Annotated in this window: 18 protein-coding genes and 1 pseudogene; 3 read left to right on the plus strand and 16 right to left on the minus strand. The window is 55.7% G+C overall.

Annotated features, from left to right (window positions below; genetic code table 11):
- Positions 1-78: 78 nt before the first annotated feature.
- The 11 genes and pseudogenes from atpA to mnmG form a co-directional block, all read right to left on the minus strand.
- Positions 79-1,617 (minus strand): annotated as a pseudogene (gene atpA / locus M7R55_RS01250) (F0F1 ATP synthase subunit alpha).
- A gap of 9 nt (positions 1,618-1,626) precedes the next feature.
- Entirely contained in the window at positions 1,627-2,163 is a 537-nt protein-coding gene (locus M7R55_RS01255) for a F0F1 ATP synthase subunit delta (RefSeq protein WP_298217773.1), read from the minus strand.
- A gap of 18 nt (positions 2,164-2,181) precedes the next feature.
- On the minus strand, positions 2,182-2,652 hold the full coding sequence (locus M7R55_RS01260) for a F0F1 ATP synthase subunit B (RefSeq protein ID WP_298217774.1): 471 nt from the start codon (positions 2,650-2,652) through the stop codon (positions 2,182-2,184).
- A gap of 91 nt (positions 2,653-2,743) precedes the next feature.
- Positions 2,744-3,031, minus strand: coding sequence for a F0F1 ATP synthase subunit C (atpE, locus tag M7R55_RS01265; RefSeq protein ID WP_298217775.1), 288 nt, complete (start codon positions 3,029-3,031; stop codon positions 2,744-2,746).
- Between the two features lie 52 nt (positions 3,032-3,083).
- A complete protein-coding gene (atpB, locus tag M7R55_RS01270) occupies positions 3,084-3,905 on the minus strand; it encodes a F0F1 ATP synthase subunit A (RefSeq protein WP_298217776.1) in 822 nt (273 codons plus the stop codon).
- A gap of 37 nt (positions 3,906-3,942) precedes the next feature.
- Positions 3,943-4,341 carry an ATP synthase subunit I gene (locus M7R55_RS01275; RefSeq protein ID WP_298217801.1) on the minus strand — a complete coding sequence of 133 codons (399 nt, stop codon included), beginning with the start codon at positions 4,339-4,341 and terminating at the stop codon, positions 3,943-3,945.
- Positions 4,334-4,600, minus strand: a complete 267-nt coding sequence (locus tag M7R55_RS01280; protein WP_298217778.1) for an AtpZ/AtpI family protein — start codon at positions 4,598-4,600, stop codon at positions 4,334-4,336. Before M7R55_RS01280 ends, M7R55_RS01275 begins: the two co-directional genes overlap by 8 nt.
- A 122-nt stretch (positions 4,601-4,722) precedes the next feature.
- Complete coding sequence (locus M7R55_RS01285) at positions 4,723-5,577, minus strand: ParB/RepB/Spo0J family partition protein (RefSeq protein WP_298217780.1); 855 nt, start codon at positions 5,575-5,577, stop codon at positions 4,723-4,725.
- Positions 5,578-5,614: 37 nt separating this feature from the next.
- Positions 5,615-6,394: an AAA family ATPase gene (locus M7R55_RS01290; protein WP_298217782.1), complete on the minus strand. Its 780-nt coding sequence runs from the start codon at positions 6,392-6,394 to the stop codon at positions 5,615-5,617.
- Positions 6,391-7,056, minus strand: a complete 666-nt coding sequence (gene rsmG, locus M7R55_RS01295) for a 16S rRNA (guanine(527)-N(7))-methyltransferase RsmG (protein WP_298217783.1) — start codon at positions 7,054-7,056, stop codon at positions 6,391-6,393. The genes M7R55_RS01290 and rsmG overlap by 4 nt, the downstream gene beginning before the upstream one ends.
- On the minus strand, positions 7,053-8,933 hold the full coding sequence (mnmG, locus tag M7R55_RS01300) for a tRNA uridine-5-carboxymethylaminomethyl(34) synthesis enzyme MnmG (protein ID WP_298217785.1): 1,881 nt from the start codon (positions 8,931-8,933) through the stop codon (positions 7,053-7,055). Before mnmG ends, rsmG begins: the two co-directional genes overlap by 4 nt.
- Positions 8,934-9,572: 639 nt before the next feature.
- Here mnmG and M7R55_RS01305 point away from each other — a divergent pair.
- A complete protein-coding gene (locus M7R55_RS01305; protein ID WP_298217803.1) occupies positions 9,573-9,779 on the plus strand; it encodes a cold-shock protein in 207 nt (68 codons plus the stop codon).
- 6 nt (positions 9,780-9,785) lie between these two features.
- Here M7R55_RS01305 and M7R55_RS01310 read toward each other — a convergent pair whose 3' ends face one another.
- A complete protein-coding gene (locus M7R55_RS01310; RefSeq protein ID WP_298217787.1) occupies positions 9,786-10,712 on the minus strand; it encodes a hydrogen peroxide-inducible genes activator in 927 nt (308 codons plus the stop codon).
- A 153-nt stretch (positions 10,713-10,865) separates the two neighbouring features.
- Between M7R55_RS01310 and trxA the strand changes: the two genes are divergently transcribed.
- Complete coding sequence (gene trxA / locus M7R55_RS01315; protein ID WP_298217789.1) at positions 10,866-11,192, plus strand: thioredoxin TrxA; 327 nt, start codon at positions 10,866-10,868, stop codon at positions 11,190-11,192.
- Between the two features lie 189 nt (positions 11,193-11,381).
- Positions 11,382-12,641, plus strand: a complete 1,260-nt coding sequence (gene rho, locus M7R55_RS01320) for a transcription termination factor Rho (RefSeq protein ID WP_298217791.1) — start codon at positions 11,382-11,384, stop codon at positions 12,639-12,641.
- Positions 12,642-12,703: 62 nt separating this feature from the next.
- On the opposite strand, the gene M7R55_RS01325 is transcribed toward rho, so the two are convergent.
- From M7R55_RS01325 to feoB, 4 genes are all read right to left on the minus strand, one after another.
- A complete protein-coding gene (locus M7R55_RS01325; RefSeq protein WP_298217793.1) occupies positions 12,704-13,369 on the minus strand; it encodes a hypothetical protein in 666 nt (221 codons plus the stop codon).
- 82 nt (positions 13,370-13,451) lie between these two features.
- A complete protein-coding gene (gene purD, locus M7R55_RS01330) occupies positions 13,452-14,750 on the minus strand; it encodes a phosphoribosylamine--glycine ligase (protein WP_298217795.1) in 1,299 nt (432 codons plus the stop codon).
- A gap of 233 nt (positions 14,751-14,983) precedes the next feature.
- A complete protein-coding gene (locus tag M7R55_RS01335) occupies positions 14,984-15,364 on the minus strand; it encodes a FeoC-like transcriptional regulator (RefSeq protein ID WP_298217797.1) in 381 nt (126 codons plus the stop codon).
- Positions 15,365-15,388: 24 nt separating this feature from the next.
- Positions 15,389-17,733, minus strand: a 2,345-nt coding sequence (feoB, locus tag M7R55_RS01340; RefSeq protein ID WP_298217799.1) for a Fe(2+) transporter permease subunit FeoB, incomplete at its 5' end; no start/stop codon positions are given.

The raw sequence follows: 17,733 nt of genomic DNA on the forward strand, positions 1-17,733 counted from the left end.
GGTGATCTTGCGCGTGTTCTGCACGCTCTTGATCTTGGTGCGAATCTCTTTGCCTACGGCCATGACATCGCCCCCTGATTAATAAACGCCCTTCGCCTTGAAGGTTTCGATCACTTGCTTCAATTGAGCCGCAATTTCATCACTGAAATTACCGTTGTCCCCAATTTTCTCGGCCAAATCTTTGGCATTGGTGGCCGCGTAGTCGTGCAGGGCAGTTTCGAAGTCGTTGATTTTATCGACCGGGATATCGTCCAGGTAACCTTCGTTCGCTGCAGTCAAAGACAGAGACATTTCAGTAACCGACAAAGGTTTGAACTGCTTCTGCTTCATCAACTCGGTTACGCGCTAGCCGCGTTCGAGCTGCTTGCGGGTAACTTCGTCGAGATCGGATGCAAACTGCGAGAACGCCGCCAACTCACGATACTGCGCCAAGTCGGTACGAATACCACCGGCCAATTTCTTGACAGCCTTGGTTTGCGCTGCACCACCAACCCGCGATACAGAAATACCTGGGTTGATTGCAGGACGAATGCCCGAGTTGAACAGATCGGTTTCCAGGAAGATCTGACCGTCGGTGATTGAGATCACGTTGGTCGGTACGAACGCGGACACGTCACCACCCTGGGTTTCGATGATCGGCAGCGCGGTCAATGAACCGGTTTGTCCAGTCACTTCACCTTTGGTGAACTCGGCAACGTAGTCGGCATTCACGCGGGATGCGCGCTCAAGCAGACGTGAGTGCAGATAGAACACGTCACCCGGATAGGCTTCACGACCTGGTGGACGACGCAGCAGCAGGGAAATCTGACGATAAGCCCATGCTTGCTTGGTCAGATCGTCATATACGATCAGTGAATCCATACCGCGATCGCGGAAGTATTCGCCCATGGTGCAACCGGCATAAGCAGCCAGATACTGCATGGCCGCAGGATCGGATGCTGTTGCCGCAACGACGATGGTGTATTCCAGCGCGCCGTATTCTTCGAGCTTGCGCACAACGTTCGCTATTGAAGAAGCTTTCTGGCCAATCGCCACGTAAACGCAGAATACGCCTTTGCCTTTCTGGTTGATGATGGCGTCGATCGCAACGGCAGTCTTACCGGTCTGGCGGTCGCCGATAATCAACTCGCGCTGGCCGCGACCGATGGGGACCATGGCGTCCAGCGCCTTGATACCGGTCAACAGCGGCTGGTCAACGCTTTGCCGCTCAATAACGCCCGGTGCGATTTTCTCGATGGGCGCGGTCATCTTCGCATTGATATCGCCTTTGCCATCGATGGGTTGGCCCAGGGTGTTCACCACACGGCCCAACAGCTCTTTACCTACCGGCACTTCGAGAATGCGTTGGGTGCATTTGACCTGATCACCTTCGCTCAACTGGTCGTAGCCACCCAGAACAATGGCACCAACTGAATCGCGCTCAAGGTTCATCGCAACGGCAAAGCCGCCGCCCGGCAACTCGATCATTTCACCGAGCATCACGTCGTTGAGGCCGTGAATTCGCAGGATACCGTCGCTGACAGAAACGATGGTGCCTACAGTTTGCGCATCCGCACTTTGATCAAAGTTCTCAATGCGTTGCTTAATCAGACTACTAATTTCAGAGGGATTGATCATATGATCTCCTTAGCGACTCAACTGAGTGGCAAGTTTTTGGATACCGCCGCGCATGGAACCGTCGATTACCAGATCACCCGCACGAATAATTGCACCCGCAATCAGCGAGTCGTCCGTTTCGGTAATCAGGTCAATCGTACGATTCAATCGCTTGTTGAGCGCCGATTTAATGTTGTTGATTTCGCTTTCGGTCAGGGGATAAGCAGATACGACGGTTGCCGTCATCCGCTGCTCGGCCTCGGCACGCAGCAGCTCAAACTGGGCCGCGATCTCCGGGAGGATAGCCAGCCGACCATTTTCGCCCAACAAACGCACGAGGTTGATGGCCTGCGGATCCAGCTCGCTGGAAACCACGGCCAGAAAACCCCGGGTGCGCTCTTCGGAAGGACGGGAAATGTCCGCAAGAAACCGCTCCATGTCCAAGTTTTGAGCGACTTGCGCCAAAAACGCGAGATTTTTGGACCAGGCTTCTGCTACCGCCGGTGTCGAGCAAAGCTCATGAATGGCCTTGGCATAGGATTGTGCTACTTGGATATTTTCGGACATACGATTACCTCTATATCCTTAAATGTGCGCAATCAGATCAGCCAGTGCCACTTCGTGATCCTTCTTCGTTACTTCACGCTTCAGAATGCGTTCTGCACCGGTAACTGCAATAGCAGATACCTGCGTGCGCAAGGTTTCTTTGGCGCGATTCACTTCGCGGTCGATTTCGGCCGAAGCCTGCGCCACGATGCGCTCAGCTTCTGCCTTCGCATTGACACGGGCATCTTCAAGAATCTGATTGGCGCGCGCGTTGGCCTGAGCCACGATATCGTTCGCTTTTTCTTTCGTTTCGCGCAGCATTTCCGCTGAACGTTCTTGCGCGAGCTTGAGCTCATGCTTGCCACGCTCGGAGGCGGAAAGACCGTCGGCAATTTTCTGGCGTCGCGCTTCCATCAATGCGGCAAGCGGCGTCCAGAGGTATTTGCTGACCAGCCAAACCAGCACCACGAAGGCGATAATTTGAGCAACCAGTGTGATATTAATGTTCACAGCATAACCTCGATTGTTGCAGTTTCATGGTTTGGACCATCAGCAGAACGGCCAGGGCAGGCCCCGGCCATATGGATCCGGCCCGGACGAATTACATTGCACCAATCGCGGATTTCAGCGCACCAACGAACGGGTTGGCGAACAGGAACCACATAGCGAAGGCCAAAATGATGAACGGGAAGGATTCCATCAGGCCCGCGAAGATGAACATGTTGGTCATCAATTGAGGACGCATTTCAGGCTGGCGTGCGATACCTTCCAGTGTTTTGGAGCAGATCAAGCCCCAGCCAATTGCAGAACCCAAACCGGCCGCAGCCAGAATCACACCAACGCCTACAGCTGTGTAGGCATAAATTGTCGCGAGCATTTCAGGGGTCATTTACATTCTCCTCAGTCGAACAGTTAAAAAACGAAACAAAAACAGAAACTAATTAATGCGAATCGGCGTCGATGTGCGCCATGCCCAGATACACGATGGTCAGCACCATGAAGATAAAGGCCTGCAACGTTATCACGAGGATGTGGAAGATCAACCACGCCAGATCAAGCACCACTTGGAGCGGGAACCAGATCAGCAGGCTGGCACTGATCGTGGCACCCATTGTCAGCAGGGCTATCAGCATGAACACCAACTCACCAGCAAACATGTTGCCGAACAGTCGCAGGCCCAGACTGATTGGCTTAGCCAGTTCTTCAATCAGCGTCATGACGATGTTGACCGGAATGAAAAACTTACCGAAAGGATGAAACAGGAACATTTTGATGTAGCCACCAAAACCTTTCACTTTCAGGTTGTAATAAACCGTAAGCATGAACACAACGAGCGCCATGGCCAGTGGTGTATTCAAGTCGGTAGTCGGCACGATCTTCAAATAAGGCACACCCAAACCATGAGCAATGGCGGGAATAAGATCGATCGGGATCAAATCCATAAAGTTCATCAGCCAGACCCAGATCAGGATGGTCAGTGCCAGTGGCGCGATCAATGCCGGCGCTTTGCCACCAAATGAATCTTTGACCTGATTATCCACGAATTCCAGAATGCCTTCGACAGCATTCTGGAAGCGCCCAGGCGTTTCGGTACGCAGATTCTGGCCAATTTTCATGGCAACGAACAGAATCAGACCACCTAACAGGGTACTGAAGATCAGGGTATCGATATTTAGTTGCCAGAACCCTTGACCCACCGATAAGTTGGTTAAGTGATGCTGGATATACTCAACCGAGCCGCCGCCGGTATTTTCTGTAGCCACACGAGTCTCCTCAATCCAAGTTTAAATCTTTTTTATATCAATCCGTTTTGCTCTTGGGTCTGCCCGAATCGCGCCCGCGCGAGGCCAATACACCCACGATCATCACAATGATAAAGCCCGCAACGGTATAGAGGGCCGACAACTTCAACCCGCCCAGCGCGATGCCAAATAATACGAGAACCAGAACAAACCGAACCACCGCACCGACATACATCACATTCATGCTGGTCTGCGGAGATTCAACCGCCAGCTCACTTGCCTTGCGCATGGTATACCCCAGCACAAGCATCAGGGTTACTGCTATCAACGAGCCACCGACCGCCCCATAAAACGAATCAAGCCCCGTATACAAAAAAGCTAGGCCCGCTGAAACTGCGCCCACAATAAGCTGGGCTATCAGCACCGTTCTACCCCGCCGGGCGATGCCGTCAGACATTACGGTCACGGGAACCTGCCTGCATGAGCCGATGCGCATTGCGCATACCGCCAATAAAACCCAGAAGGCCACCCAACAACATGGCAATAGGCGCCACGTCGAGCCAGCGATCCACCAGAAAGCCGAGCAGCAAGCCCGCGATAACGGTGGAAGCAAATACATTGCCGGCACCCACGTTCATCAGGCCACGCAGCCGAATGGCAAGGTAGCCTTCCTGCTTTGTGCTTTCGGGCTTAGCCCCTTGCTTTTGCTCGGCCATGACGTTTCCCTAGTTTCTGACGGCCAAAATTTGGTGGCTAGTGTACCGGCATATTCGAGCGCCAACAACAGTTGGCTTGGCTACCGGAATCGAGCCGGACAAAACTTCGCGTCGCCTTCCCCCTACTCCTGTATCAGTCGATTCAGAATCAGGTCCAATTGTCCGGGTTCGTCGAAGCGAAGTCTGAGTAGACCGCCACCACGTGAGTTCTGCACCAAATCAACCTGCACACCCAGTGAATCGGCTATCTGGCGCAGCAATAACGCCGTATCAGGATCGTCAGGCTTTGGTGCGGGTGGATTGAGGGTCGCCTCGTTCAATTTCCGCACCATGCCTTCAACCTGCCGGACCGTCAGCGCCTTGGCCACGATCTTTTCCGCCAGCAGGGGCTGTTGCGCCATCGGCAACCCGGCCAATGCCCTAGCGTGCCCGGCATCCAGTTGCTTGTTATGCAGAAGTTGCCTGACCGGATCGGCCAGATCGAGCAGGCGCAAGGCATTGGACACGACCGGACGCGAAATACCGAGAATATCGGCGACCTGCTGGTGCGTCATCTCAAATTCCTTGATCAGTCGCCGCATGGCTTCGGCCTGTTCGATGGGATCGAGATCTTCGCGTTGAAGGTTTTCTATCAGGGCGAGTGCGGCCGCCTGATGGTCGTCGATATCCCGAACAATAGCGGGGATTTGCTGCAATCCGGCCAATTGCGCGGCGCGCCAACGACGTTCGCCGGCGATCAGTTCATATTCACCGGAACGACGACGCAGTACCACGGGCGCAATGAGCCCTTGCGCCCGGATCGAATCGGCGAGACTGCGCAACGCATCCTCATCGAAATGCGTGCGCGGCTGAAACGGACTGGGGTGTATCAACTCAAGCGAAACGTCGCGCAGTTGCGCGCCGGGATCGTCCTTTGCTTCACTGGAACGCAGCAAAGCGTCCAGCCCTCTGCCCAATCCTTTCTTTTTGACTGTCATCTGATGCTATCCATTCTCGAATCCGTTGATATTGAGACTAGTGCCCGGCGCGCTGTTCGGCCCGTTCGGCCAATTCATGCGCTAAATCGGTGTACGCCTGGGCGCCCGCTGAGCCGCGGTCATAATACAAGGCGGGCAGGCCATGGCTGGGCGCCTCGGCCAATCGCACATTGCGCGGAATGAGCGTGCGAAACAGTTGATCACCAAAATGGGTTTGTAGCTGTTCGGAAACCTGTTGTGCCAATAGATTGCGGGCATCATACAACGTGCGCAGTACCCCAGCTATGCCCAAGGCTGGCTGCAATGCCACACGCACCTGCTCGATCGTCTCCAGCAATGAGCTCAAACCCTCCAGCGCAAAATATTCGCACTGGACCGGAATGAGCACGTCATCGGACGCCACAAGGGCATTGATCGTCAGGGTGTTGAGCGCAGGCGGGCAGTCGATCAGCACGAAATCGTAGTTTGTCAGCAGAGGAGCCAGTGCACGGCGAAGCTTCATTTCTCGACCGATCCGGCTGACGAGCTGGAATTCCGCACCGGCCAGTTCGATATTGGCCGGTAAAAGATCGAATCCCGCCGGTTCACTCCTGATAATGACATCACCAATGGAAGCTTCATCGAGCAACACATCCGTCATGGTTCGCGCAAGCGCAGACTTATCCTGCCCCACGCTGACGGTGGCATTGCCCTGCGGGTCCAAGTCGATCAGGAGCACGCGCTGCCCCATGGATTGCAGGGCGGCAGCCAGGTTAACCGCTGTGGTGGTCTTGCCCACGCCGCCTTTCTGATTGGTGATGGCGAGCGTCCAGCTCATAATTGCGCCTCTCGTTGATAGATCAGTAAATGACGCGCCGCATCCAGCGTGGGAACAGACAACGGAATGGTTTCCCGACAGATGAAACCATCCGGAACGGCTTGCTGCTCGCGCTCATCAAGACGCCCTTTCATCGCAAGCCACTCTCCTCCGGGGCGCACGAGATGGCCGGTCAGGCGCAGAAAATCTGCCGTGGATGCAAACGCACGCGATATGGCCTGATCGAATGATGAAGCGGGCACTTCTTCGACCCGTGAACGCAGCACGGTTACATTTTCGATCGCCAGTTCGCGCACGGCCGCTTCAGCGAATCGGGTCATTTTCAGGTTGGAATCGATAAGCGTCACGCCTAGCGTTTCATCGGCCAGCGCCAACAGGATACCCGGAATGCCGGGGCCGCTGCCGACATCGACCAAACGCCCCGCCGACTTCACCCAAGGGCGCACGGCCAACGCATCCAGTACATGACGCACGCGCATGTCCTCGAGATTGCGCACGGCTGTCAGGTTGTAGGTTCGATTCCACTTGGCCAGCAAATGGATATAGGCCGAAATACGCTGCGCACTGCGAGGGGCTATCTCCTGCCCCATCGTTTGCACGCCCTGCTCAATTTGCCCGGCATAGCGCACAACCATCTCGTTATCAGGCGACAATGTAATCAAGCCGATGCTGCCAGCAGACTTCGACGCTTGAGATGAACCTGCAACAAAGAGATGGCCGCCGGCGTGACGCCGGGAATGCGTCCCGCCTGACCCAAAGTACTCGGCCGCTGCGCTTCAAGCTTGCTGCGCACTTCGTTGGAAAGACCGTAAATCTGGTTATAGTCGAGATCGTCCGGCAAAACCTGCGTTTCCTGCTTCACGGAACGGCTGACCTCGTCTTTCTGACGATCAACGTAACCTGCATATTTTGCTTCGATTTCGATCTGCTCGGTCACCGCAGCGGGCAAGGGTGATTCTGGAGCCAGGCTGGGCACCTGGGCCAACTGCTGGTAATCCATTTCCGGACGACGCAACAGATCCAGCGCATTGACGCCTCGACTGATGACACCGGGCAAACGGGACACATCGGGGTGATCCGGATGCACCCAGAGCGCACCAAGACGCGCCTGCTCGCGCGCGATGGCTTCCATTTTTTCGTTGAACGCCCGCCAGCGCGCTTCATCCACCAGACCCAGCGCATGGCCGATCGGCGTCAGACGTTGATCGGCATTGTCTTCGCGCAGCATCAGGCGATATTCGGCCCGACTGGTGAACATGCGATAGGGCTCGAGCGTACCTTGCGTGATCAGATCATCGATCATCACACCGGCATACGCCTCGTCACGGCGAAGCGTCAACGGATCACGCCCCAACACCTGTGCCGCTGCATTGGCACCAGCCATCAAACCCTGAGCGCCGGCTTCTTCGTAACCGGTCGTGCCATTGATCTGCCCGGCAAAGAACAGCCCCTCGATGGCGCGAGTTTCCAGCGTGGGCTTCAGGCCGCGCGGGTCAAAAAAATCGTACTCGATGGCATAACCGGGGCGGGTGATGACCGCACGCTCGAAACCTCGGATCGAGCGCACATAGGCCAGCTGAATATCAAACGGCAGACTGGTTGAAATCCCGTTTGGATAGATTTCGTTCGTGGTCAGGCCTTCCGGCTCGACGAACACCTGATGGGAGTCCTTATCGGCAAAACGGTGGATTTTATCCTCGATAGATGGGCAGTAACGCGGCCCCACCCCTTCGATCACACCCGTGAACATGGGGGAGCGATCCAGGCCGCCGCGGATAATTTCGTGCGTCCGCTCGTTGGTATGGGTGATGTAACAATTGACCTGCTGTGGATGATCCTTGACCGACCCCATGAATGAGAATACCGGCTCCGGCGTATCGCCTGGCTGGATCTGCATGACAGACAAATCAATCGAACGGATGTCGATACGTGGCGGTGTACCGGTCTTGAGCCGACCGACACCCAGAGACAGCTCACGCAGGCGATCGGCCAGCCGCTGCGCTGGAGGATCACCGGCGCGACCACCCTGATAATTGCTCATGCCGATATGAATCTGTCCGGCCAGGAAGGTGCCCGCCGTCAGCACGACCGTCTTGCCGATAAATTCGATACCGGCCTGAGTTCGAATACCCGTTACCCGCTCGCCTTCGAGCAGCAGGTCATCGACTGCCTGCTGAAACAGCATGAGATTCGGTTGGTTTTCAAGCATCTGCCGGATGGCGGCCTTGTAGAGGATGCGGTCTGCCTGCGCACGGGTGGCGCGCACGGCGGGGCCTTTGCGGGCATTGAGGGTACGGAACTGAATCCCACCCCGGTCAGCCGCCAACGCCATCGCGCCGCCCAAGGCGTCGATTTCCCGCACCAGATGGCCCTTGCCGATACCCCCGATGGCCGGATTGCAGCTCATTTGCCCGAGCGTTTCGATATTGTGGCTGACGAGCAGCGTATTCGCGCCCATGCGGGCAGCCGCCAGCGCGGCCTCGGTCCCGGCATGGCCACCACCAACAACAATCACATCAAAAACGTCGGGATATCGCACGATGCTCTCCGGAAAAACGAGCAGGAATCAAACATTGCTTGCCGATCAGTCAAATCGGGCTGGCAGAATTTTACGCGCAAGCGGGGCCAAAATCGAGCAAAACCCTATAATTCAAAAAAATAATTGTGAAAAAACAGCCTGATAGAGGCCGCAGACACAGATCCACCATCACCCCGAATCATACGACCAACCTTCGGGCAGACCTTTTCGGCAAGCCCCATAGCTACCACTTCGGCCGGGCACTTTAATGACCACTCACTTTCGTGCAGAATGATCGACCCGTCGGCAAACCGTCAGCCGACGTCCTCGCTAGTAGCAACAGCCCGAATGATCTACCCCGCCGAACCAGCGGATTTACGCCAGATTCGTACGAATAGCAAAACACCATCAATCACTTCAAACATACAGGTAAGAATGAACACACTGACCGAATCTCGAATTTTTTCTACGCTTGTCGCCTTCGGCGCGGCTTTAATCACGGCCCTGGCCATAACCCAAATCCAATCCGCCCAACTTATTGAATCCAATCTGCTGCGCTTTGTCGCAACCGCCGCCATTATCTTCATCGTTATTCTTCTGACTGGCCTGCTGCCACGCAAATCCGTTTCCGGCGCAGAAAGACTCGCCGAAGCGGAACCCGTGCGCGAAGTCGGGCACGTCAAATGGTTCAACACCGACAAGGGCTTCGGCTTTATCGTGCGTGAAAACGGTGAAGATCTGTTCGTCCACTTCCGCGCGGTCGGTGATGGCTCGACCCTGCGACTCGTCGAAGGCCAGAAAGTCGAATACCACATCGGTCAAGGTCGCAAAGGGCCCCAAGCCGAACAGGTCGTGGTTCTGGATTGAGACACGTCAAATAGCGGCGCAACAGGCGGGAATATGCGCCCGGATCATTTCGCAGAGCAAATCTACCGCCGCGCCGCGTGCAAAACGGTTACGGCTGGCCACTGCCACGTCCCGATAAGGCACGGGCTCGGTGAACTCGAGATAGCGGATCAAATCGCCCGCATTTCCGCCTTGCGAGATATTGGATGAACACGGCAGGACGGTAATTCCTGCACCGGAAGCGACCATCATGCGCATGGTTTCCAAGGAGCCGCCCTCCAGTGTTTTCTGCAAACGCCCAGTATTGGCTGGCTGCGAGCATTCCGGGCACATACTTAACACCTGCTCCCGGAAACAGTGCCCCTGCCCCAGCAGCAACAGATCCTGCTCTGCCAGAGTTTCTGCCGAAACTTTGAGGGCCGAGGACAAAGGATGATCGCTTGGCACAGCCACGGTGAACGGTTCACGGTACACCGGACGCACATCCAGCTTCGATGCCAGGAAAGGCAACGACAACACCACGGCATCCAGCGTCCCCTGTTGCAACTGATAGACAAGATCATGGGTAAACCCTTCGACGATCTCGATCGGCATGCGGGGTGCACGTTTATGCAATGCCGGAATCAATGAAGGCAACAGATACGGCCCGATCGTGTAAATCAGTCCGATTCTAAAGGTGCCGACCAGTGGATCCTTGGCGGCATCGGCAATCGCCTGAAGCTGCTCAACCTCCTGGAGTATTCGCGTGGCCTGCTCGATGATGGCTTCGCCGCGCGAAGTAATGCGTAATTCCGTGCGACTTGCGCGCTCGAAAATCTGTACAGCCAACGCTTCCTCAATGCGCTTTACGCCGACGCTTAGGGTGGGCTGACTCACAAAACACGCAGCAGCAGCCCGGCCGAAATGGCGTTCTCGCGCCACAGCCACCACGTATCTCAGTTCGGTTAAAGTCATGCGCGTTATCTCAGGTGCGGGAAAATGATGAAAAACATCGGAAGAAATCGCAGTTAAAACTTGCAAAGCAACTTCGCCCCATGAACAATTATCGTTCATGGCGCATCCATGATCTATATTCGTGGGCAATCATTGACACCAAGGAGTATCACCGTGAGCGACAAAATCGCCTATGTTAACGACAGTAATTTTGACCAAGAAGTCCTGAAAAGTGACCTGCCCGTACTGGTAGATTACTGGGCGGAATGGTGCGGCCCCTGCCGGATGATCGCCCCTATCCTCGATGAAGTAGCTGAGCAATACAAAGGCAAGATCAAGGTTGCCAAGCTCAACATCGATGAGAATCCGGAAACACCCCGCCAGCACGCTATCCGCGGCATCCCGACGCTCATGCTGTTCAAAAACGGCAAGGTGGAAGGCACCAAAGTCGGCGCTGTTTCCAAATCCCAGCTCACTGCGTTCATCGACGGTGCCCTTTAAAATCCAGGTGATTTGAACCGGTTTCTGCCCCGCCTGTTGGCAGGGAACAGAAACTGTGCCAGAATTAGGTCCACCTTTTCCCAGGTTGCGATTCGATTCGCGTTCCGTCGGCGGCTCCGCCAAATAAAACTCTTTCCCCCCACTCAAGCTATCCCAAGCTTCCATTCATAGCTGAATCAATCCAAACCGATGAATCTCACCGAACTCAAAGCAAAACCCGTTGCCGATCTTCTGGCCATGGCAGAATCCATGGGCATTGAAAACATTGCCCGCACCCGTAAACACGACGTAATCTTTGCATTGCTCAAAGCCCACGCCAAAACGGGCGAATCTATCTTCGGCGATGGGGTACTTGAAATTCTGCCCGATGGCTTCGGATTCCTGCGTGGGGCCGACAGTTCCTATCTGGCCGGGCCTGCGGACGTGTATGTCTCGCCCTCGCAAATTCGGCGATTCAACCTGCAAACCGGCGACACCATTGCCGGTACCGTACGGTCACCGAAAGACGGCGAGCGGTATTTCGCGCTGTTGAAGATCGACACCATCAATTTCGAAGCACCCAATATGGCCAAGGGCAAGGTGCTGTTCGAAAACCTGACGCCACTGCACGCCAACCAGCGTATGCGGATGGAGCGCGGTAACGGTTCGACCGAAGACTTGACAGCGCGGATCATTGATATCGTCTCCCCAGTGGGTAAAGGTCAGCGCGGTCTGATCGTCGCACCACCAAAAGCGGGTAAAACGATGCTGCTGCAGAACATTGCCCAGAGCATCAGCGCCAATCATCCCGAGTGCGATCTGATCGTACTGCTGATCGACGAGCGACCGGAAGAAGTCACCGAAATGCAGCGCACCGTGCGCGGCGAAGTCGTGGCGTCCACCTTCGACGAGCCCGCCACCCGCCATGTCCAGGTTGCGGAAATGGTCATCGAAAAGGCCAAGCGACTGGTCGAGCACAAGCGCGATGTGATCATTCTGCTCGACTCCATCACCCGTCTGGCGCGCGCCTACAACACCGTTGTCCCTTCATCGGGCAAAGTGCTCACCGGCGGTGTGGATGCCAACGCCCTGCATCGCCCCAAACGCTTTTTCGGTGCGGCACGAAATATCGAAGAAGGCGGCTCGCTGACCATTCTGGCCACGGCGCTGATCGATACCGGCTCGAAGATGGATGAAGTCATCTATGAAGAATTCAAAGGCACCGGCAACATGGAGCTGCACCTCGATCGCCGGATAGCCGAGAAGCGCGTGTACCCTGCAATCAATATCAACCGTTCGGGCACACGCCGCGAAGAGTTGCTGACGGATGCGGAAGAACTCCAGAAAATGTGGATTCTGCGCAAATTCCTGCATCCGATGAGCGAACTCGAATCCATGGAGTTCCTGCTGGACAAACTCCTGAAAACGAAGACCAACAACGAGTTCTACGATTCCATGCGCCGCGGCTAACTCCCGCCAACGGCAAAAAACCCCGCCATGCGCTGGGTTTTTTATGGCCTGTATCCGCTGCGTTATTGCGCCGGAATCAAGGTGATCCCTTTGGGCAGCGCGGTTTGGTTTGCTTCGATATACGCGTTCAAACCGTCACGCTCGGCATCACAGGCAGGCAAGGCGATTATCTGATCGGCCAAGTTACTGAAACTCACCTGGATATCGCCGTGGAAAAACCATCCACCCACACCTTGGGCATGGGTTTTTATCAGCTCATAAGCGCAGGCGGATTTTGCGATTTTATCAATCACGACCGTGGTGCCATTGACCGAAATCGTTGTGGTGTAGGTATGCCCTTGATCCATATACGCATCCATCAGGAACAGTCTGTCCCAGGCGCGCGGGTTTTGTCCGCTCAAAATCGCATTTTCCATAAATTCGATATGGCTTTTGAGATTATTGGCTTGTTCGGTGGTTTGCGTGGAAATTGCCCAACGAACGCTCATGTTCGCATCATCAAAGCTGGCCGCCGGTGAGTGCGAGGTACCCGTTTCGCTATACGCTGCGTAATTGGTCGCAAGATAGGAAATGTACGATTCAGTCGGTGCTTTTGCCGCCGTTACGCCCGCAGTAGTTTGACCCGGCTGGGCTGCAGCGGTCGTCGGTGTTGACCCGCCGCCGCAGGCGGTCAAAGTGGCTGCGGAAAAAATAAGGGCAATGAGCGGAGCACGATACGATTTGTTCACGGTTAATTTCTCTGGTTGATGACTAGGATTGATGCTTGATCAACCCAGCTAATATCAACCGAAGGTGTGTCGCGCTGCTTTCTTACTTGTTACGGTTTGTAACCTGCGTTTCACGCCGAACGGCCCGCCAGCCAATATCGTCGCGATAGAATCCACCATCAAAGTCAATCGCCTTGACGCCCGCATAGGCAGCCGCTTGGGCTGCGCGCACCGTGTCGCCCAGAGCCGTGACACACAGCACGCGCCCTCCGGCGGTCACCACGTCTTGGCCCTCGGCACGCGTACCGGCCTGGAATACCTTCACGTTGCCCGGTACGGCATTCAACCCTCGGATTACATCGCCGGTTCGCACGTCAGAGGGATAGCCGTGAGCCGCCATGACCACGCCAATCGCCGTTTGCTGATTCCACTTACACTGCACTTTATCCAGGGAACCTTCGATACCCGCTTCCAGCAGATCAAAGAGATCGCTATCGAGACGCAGCATGATGGGCTGGGTTTCGGGATCACCAAAGCGACAATTGAACTCCAGCACACTGAGCCGAGCCTCGTCATCGATCATGAGGCCGGCGTAAAGGAACCCGGTATAGGGAATGCCATCGAGCGCCATGCCCTTGACCGTCGGCTCAATGATCGTTTCCATCACCACTTCGGCGATTTGCGGGGTGACGACCGGCGCGGGTGAGTATGCCCCCATGCCACCGGTATTCGGGCCGGTGTCGCCCCGGTCGCGCGCCTTGTGATCCTGACTGGTTGCCATCGGCAGGATATTGCCACCATCGACCATCACAATGAAACTTGCTTCCTCGCCGCTCAGAAAAGCCTCGACCACCACACGGGAGCCGGCCGAACCGAATTGACCGCCCAGCATATCTTTGATGGCCGCTTCAGCTTGGGCCACCGTCTGGGCGACAATCACACCCTTGCCCGCCGCCAAACCATCGGCCTTGACCACAATAGGTGCGCCATGTTCGCGCACATAGTCAATGGCCGGTGCTGCCTCGGTAAACACGCGATAGGCGGCTGTAGGGATACGATGGCGAGCCAGAAAATCCTTGCTGAATGCCTTTGATCCTTCGAGCTGAGCCGCTTGTTTGGATGGCCCGAAAATCGGCAGACCGGCATCACGGAAGCTGTCGACAATGCCCAGAACCAAGGGCGCTTCCGGTCCAACCACGGTCAGAGCAATCTTCTCGCGCCCTGCAAAAGCGAGCAGTTCGGCAATGTCAGTAGCCGCAATCGAGACGTTTTCACACTTGTCCTCGGCCGCTGTTCCGGGATTACCCGGTGCAACAAATACCTTGGACACCCGCGGCGACTGCGCCAGCTTCCACGCCAGTGCATGTTCCCGACCGCCACCGCCAATAACTAAAACTTTCATATGTGCCTCAATTCGAATCCTAAGGAAGCTCTGAATAATTCCATCCTGGAATTTTCAGAGGGTGAAAATCAAAAAATGTGATTTTTTATTATCTTTACAAACAATAACTTATCCGATCATTCATGGCGACACATCCCTGTACGGCATGGTATCTCCGTTTAAATCAGCGGTGCATAAAATAAAATTCATAGGAGAGATCAACGGTTCGTTTTTATGCCTATGCTGTAATGCGATCAAACCCCATGAGGCGAGGTAGGAACCCAAGCCTGCTCATAATCGGCGATCAAATTGAATCCAACCGGCAGGCTACCGGATTCGATCCATTCGTACAGATCATTTGCGACAGGGGTTTGGCAGGAGGATTCGGCGCCCGGCGATGTACTGCAACTGCTGCACCCGGTGCCACAACTGGTCGTCGGGGGGGCGGCAATCTTGCGGATGTGATGCCGTTGTTGCCAAAAATCCAGTATGGCCAACACGGCTTCGGGCGGCGCGTCGAAGCGGTTGATGATGTCGCTCAAGGGTGCCGTGCCCCGTTGCTTCATATAGCGCTTAACATTGCTCGGTGTAAGGACTCTGTCTACAGTGTCGGCGGCTTCATCGATTGTGTTCATGACGGGATCACCTCGTGATTACCTTCAGGCGCTGGCCGATCTTCGCGCCTGTTGCTGCCCATTGCGCTTGAGGGCGACGATCACGGCGATCAGCGCCGCCAGTATCGCGACCAACCACACCAGCGATTGCTTGGGGTGCGCGCTGAAATTGGCGAACTGATAGAACAGTACCGCTAAACCATAGGCCAAACCAATACCCCAGGCAATCGCAAACAGTGTCCATGCGCGGCTCTGGGTCTCGCGGTAGATGGCTGCCATCGTGTTCACACAGGGAATATAGAGCAGAATAAAAATCAGGTAGGCAATCGCCGCCGAGGTGGTAAACAAGCTGCCCATGCGCGATAGCGTGGTGGCGTCCAGATCTTGCTGTGCGGCTGCTTGCTGCAAGTTGCTTTGCTGGGCCTGTTCGACCTGGCCAAATCCCAGCGGGTCAAAAAAGCCTTTGGCAAACGCCTTGGCGTTATCGGGGATCGTTTGCACCGCAGCGGCCAAACTACCCCAGAAATCGAAGGTTTGGGGCTTGGGTGTACTGGCCGCGGCCTTGGCGGCATCACCGGCATCCATCCGGGTATACACGCCGTTGAGCGTACCCATCACGATTTCCTTGACGACCACACCGGAGAGCAGGCCCACCGCGGCCGGCCAGTTTTCATCGGTAATGCCCATCGGATGAAACACGGGGGTGATCGTTTTGCCGATGCTGCCCAGAATAGAATCGCCCACCTCGTCCTCGCCAAGCGGTTTCCCGCTCGGGCTGAAGCTCGACAGCAAGGTCACGATGACGGACGCCACGATGATCACCTTGCCGACGCGCAAAATGAAGACCGACAAACGCTCCCAGGTAGTCAGCAACAGGCCGCGCAATGTCGGCACGTGATAGGTAGGCAACTCCATGATAAACGGGGTCGCTTCGCCGCGCAGGGCGGTTTTTTTCAGCAGCAGCGCGGTGAGAATTGCCAGCACGATACCAAGCACATATAACCCGAACACGACTTGCCCGCCGTTTTCGCGGAAGAACACGGCTACGAAGGCCATGTAGATCACCAGGCGCGCACTGCACGACATGAACGGCTGCATGAGCGCGGAGATCAGGCGTTCACGCGGGTCTTCCAGCGTGCGCGTCGCCATCACGGCAGGCACGTTGCAGCCAAAGCCGACGATCATCGGCACGAAGGCTTTGCCCGGCAGGCCGATCTTGCGCATGAAGCGGTCCATCACGAAGGCCGCGCGCGCCATATAACCGGAATCTTCCAGCAAGGAGAGAAACAGGAACGTCATACCGATCGGCGCGATGAACGTGGATACCAACTGAATTGCGCCCCCGACCGATGTCGCGAGGAACGTGATGAGCCAATCGGGCGCATGCACCAGATGCAGCACATGGGCAAAACCGCTGACGAAAATCGTGTGCGTGGCCTGATCGAAGAAATCGAGAAAGATGCTGCCGCCGTTGAAGCTCATCACGAACAGCAGATACATCATCAACAGAAATATCGGGATACCGAGGAATCGGTTCAGCACGATGGCATCAATGCGATCGGTGAGCGAGCGGCGCAACTGCCCGCGCTGCGTCACACAGGCGTGCGTCACCTGGTGAATGAAGGTGTACCGTGCATCGGCGATGAACACGTCGGCTTCTTCATCCAGATGGGCACGAATCATTTCCTGAGCCGCCTCGACCTCGGTACGCAGGCTTTCGTCGATGGTCGCGAGGGTGAGCCGGTCGCTTTCCAGTAATTTGACACCCATCCAGCGCGGATCAATGTTCTGCGCGGCAGCCACCGGTTCGATCTTGGGTTTAAGGTCGTGCAGCGCGGTTTCGATCAGCGGCGGATATTCGATCTTGATGCCCGGCTCATCGGAACGGGCCGCACGCTCGATCAGGCGACGCTTGAGTTCATCCAAACCTTGTTTTTTGGCTGCCGTAATTGGCACTACCGGGCAACCAATGCGCTTTTCCAGCGCTGCAAAATCAATATGAATACCGGCTTCCTCGGCCAGATCGAGCATATTCACCGCCAGGATCAGCGGTACGCGCATTTCCAGCAATTGCGTAGTGAGGTAGAGGTTTCGCTCCAGGTTGCTGGCATCGAGAATATTGATGATGACATCGGCCTCGCCGGAGAGGGCATATTCGCGGGCAATGGCTTCATCCAGAGAAGTGCTGGAAGCGGCGTCCAGCGAATAGGTGCCCGGCAAATCGACCAACTCGACCCGATCGGCCCCGACATCGAACGTACCGATCTTGCGATCGACCGTCACGCCCGGCCAGTTCCCGACCTTCTGCCGCAAACCCGTCAGGGCGTTGAACAGTGTCGTTTTACCGCAGTTGGGATTGCCGATCAGACCGACGGTGAAAGTCGCCATAT

Origin of the sequence: Halothiobacillus sp. (assembly GCF_027346185.1) — a bacterium.
Lineage (GTDB): Bacteria > Pseudomonadota > Gammaproteobacteria > Halothiobacillales > Halothiobacillaceae > Halothiobacillus.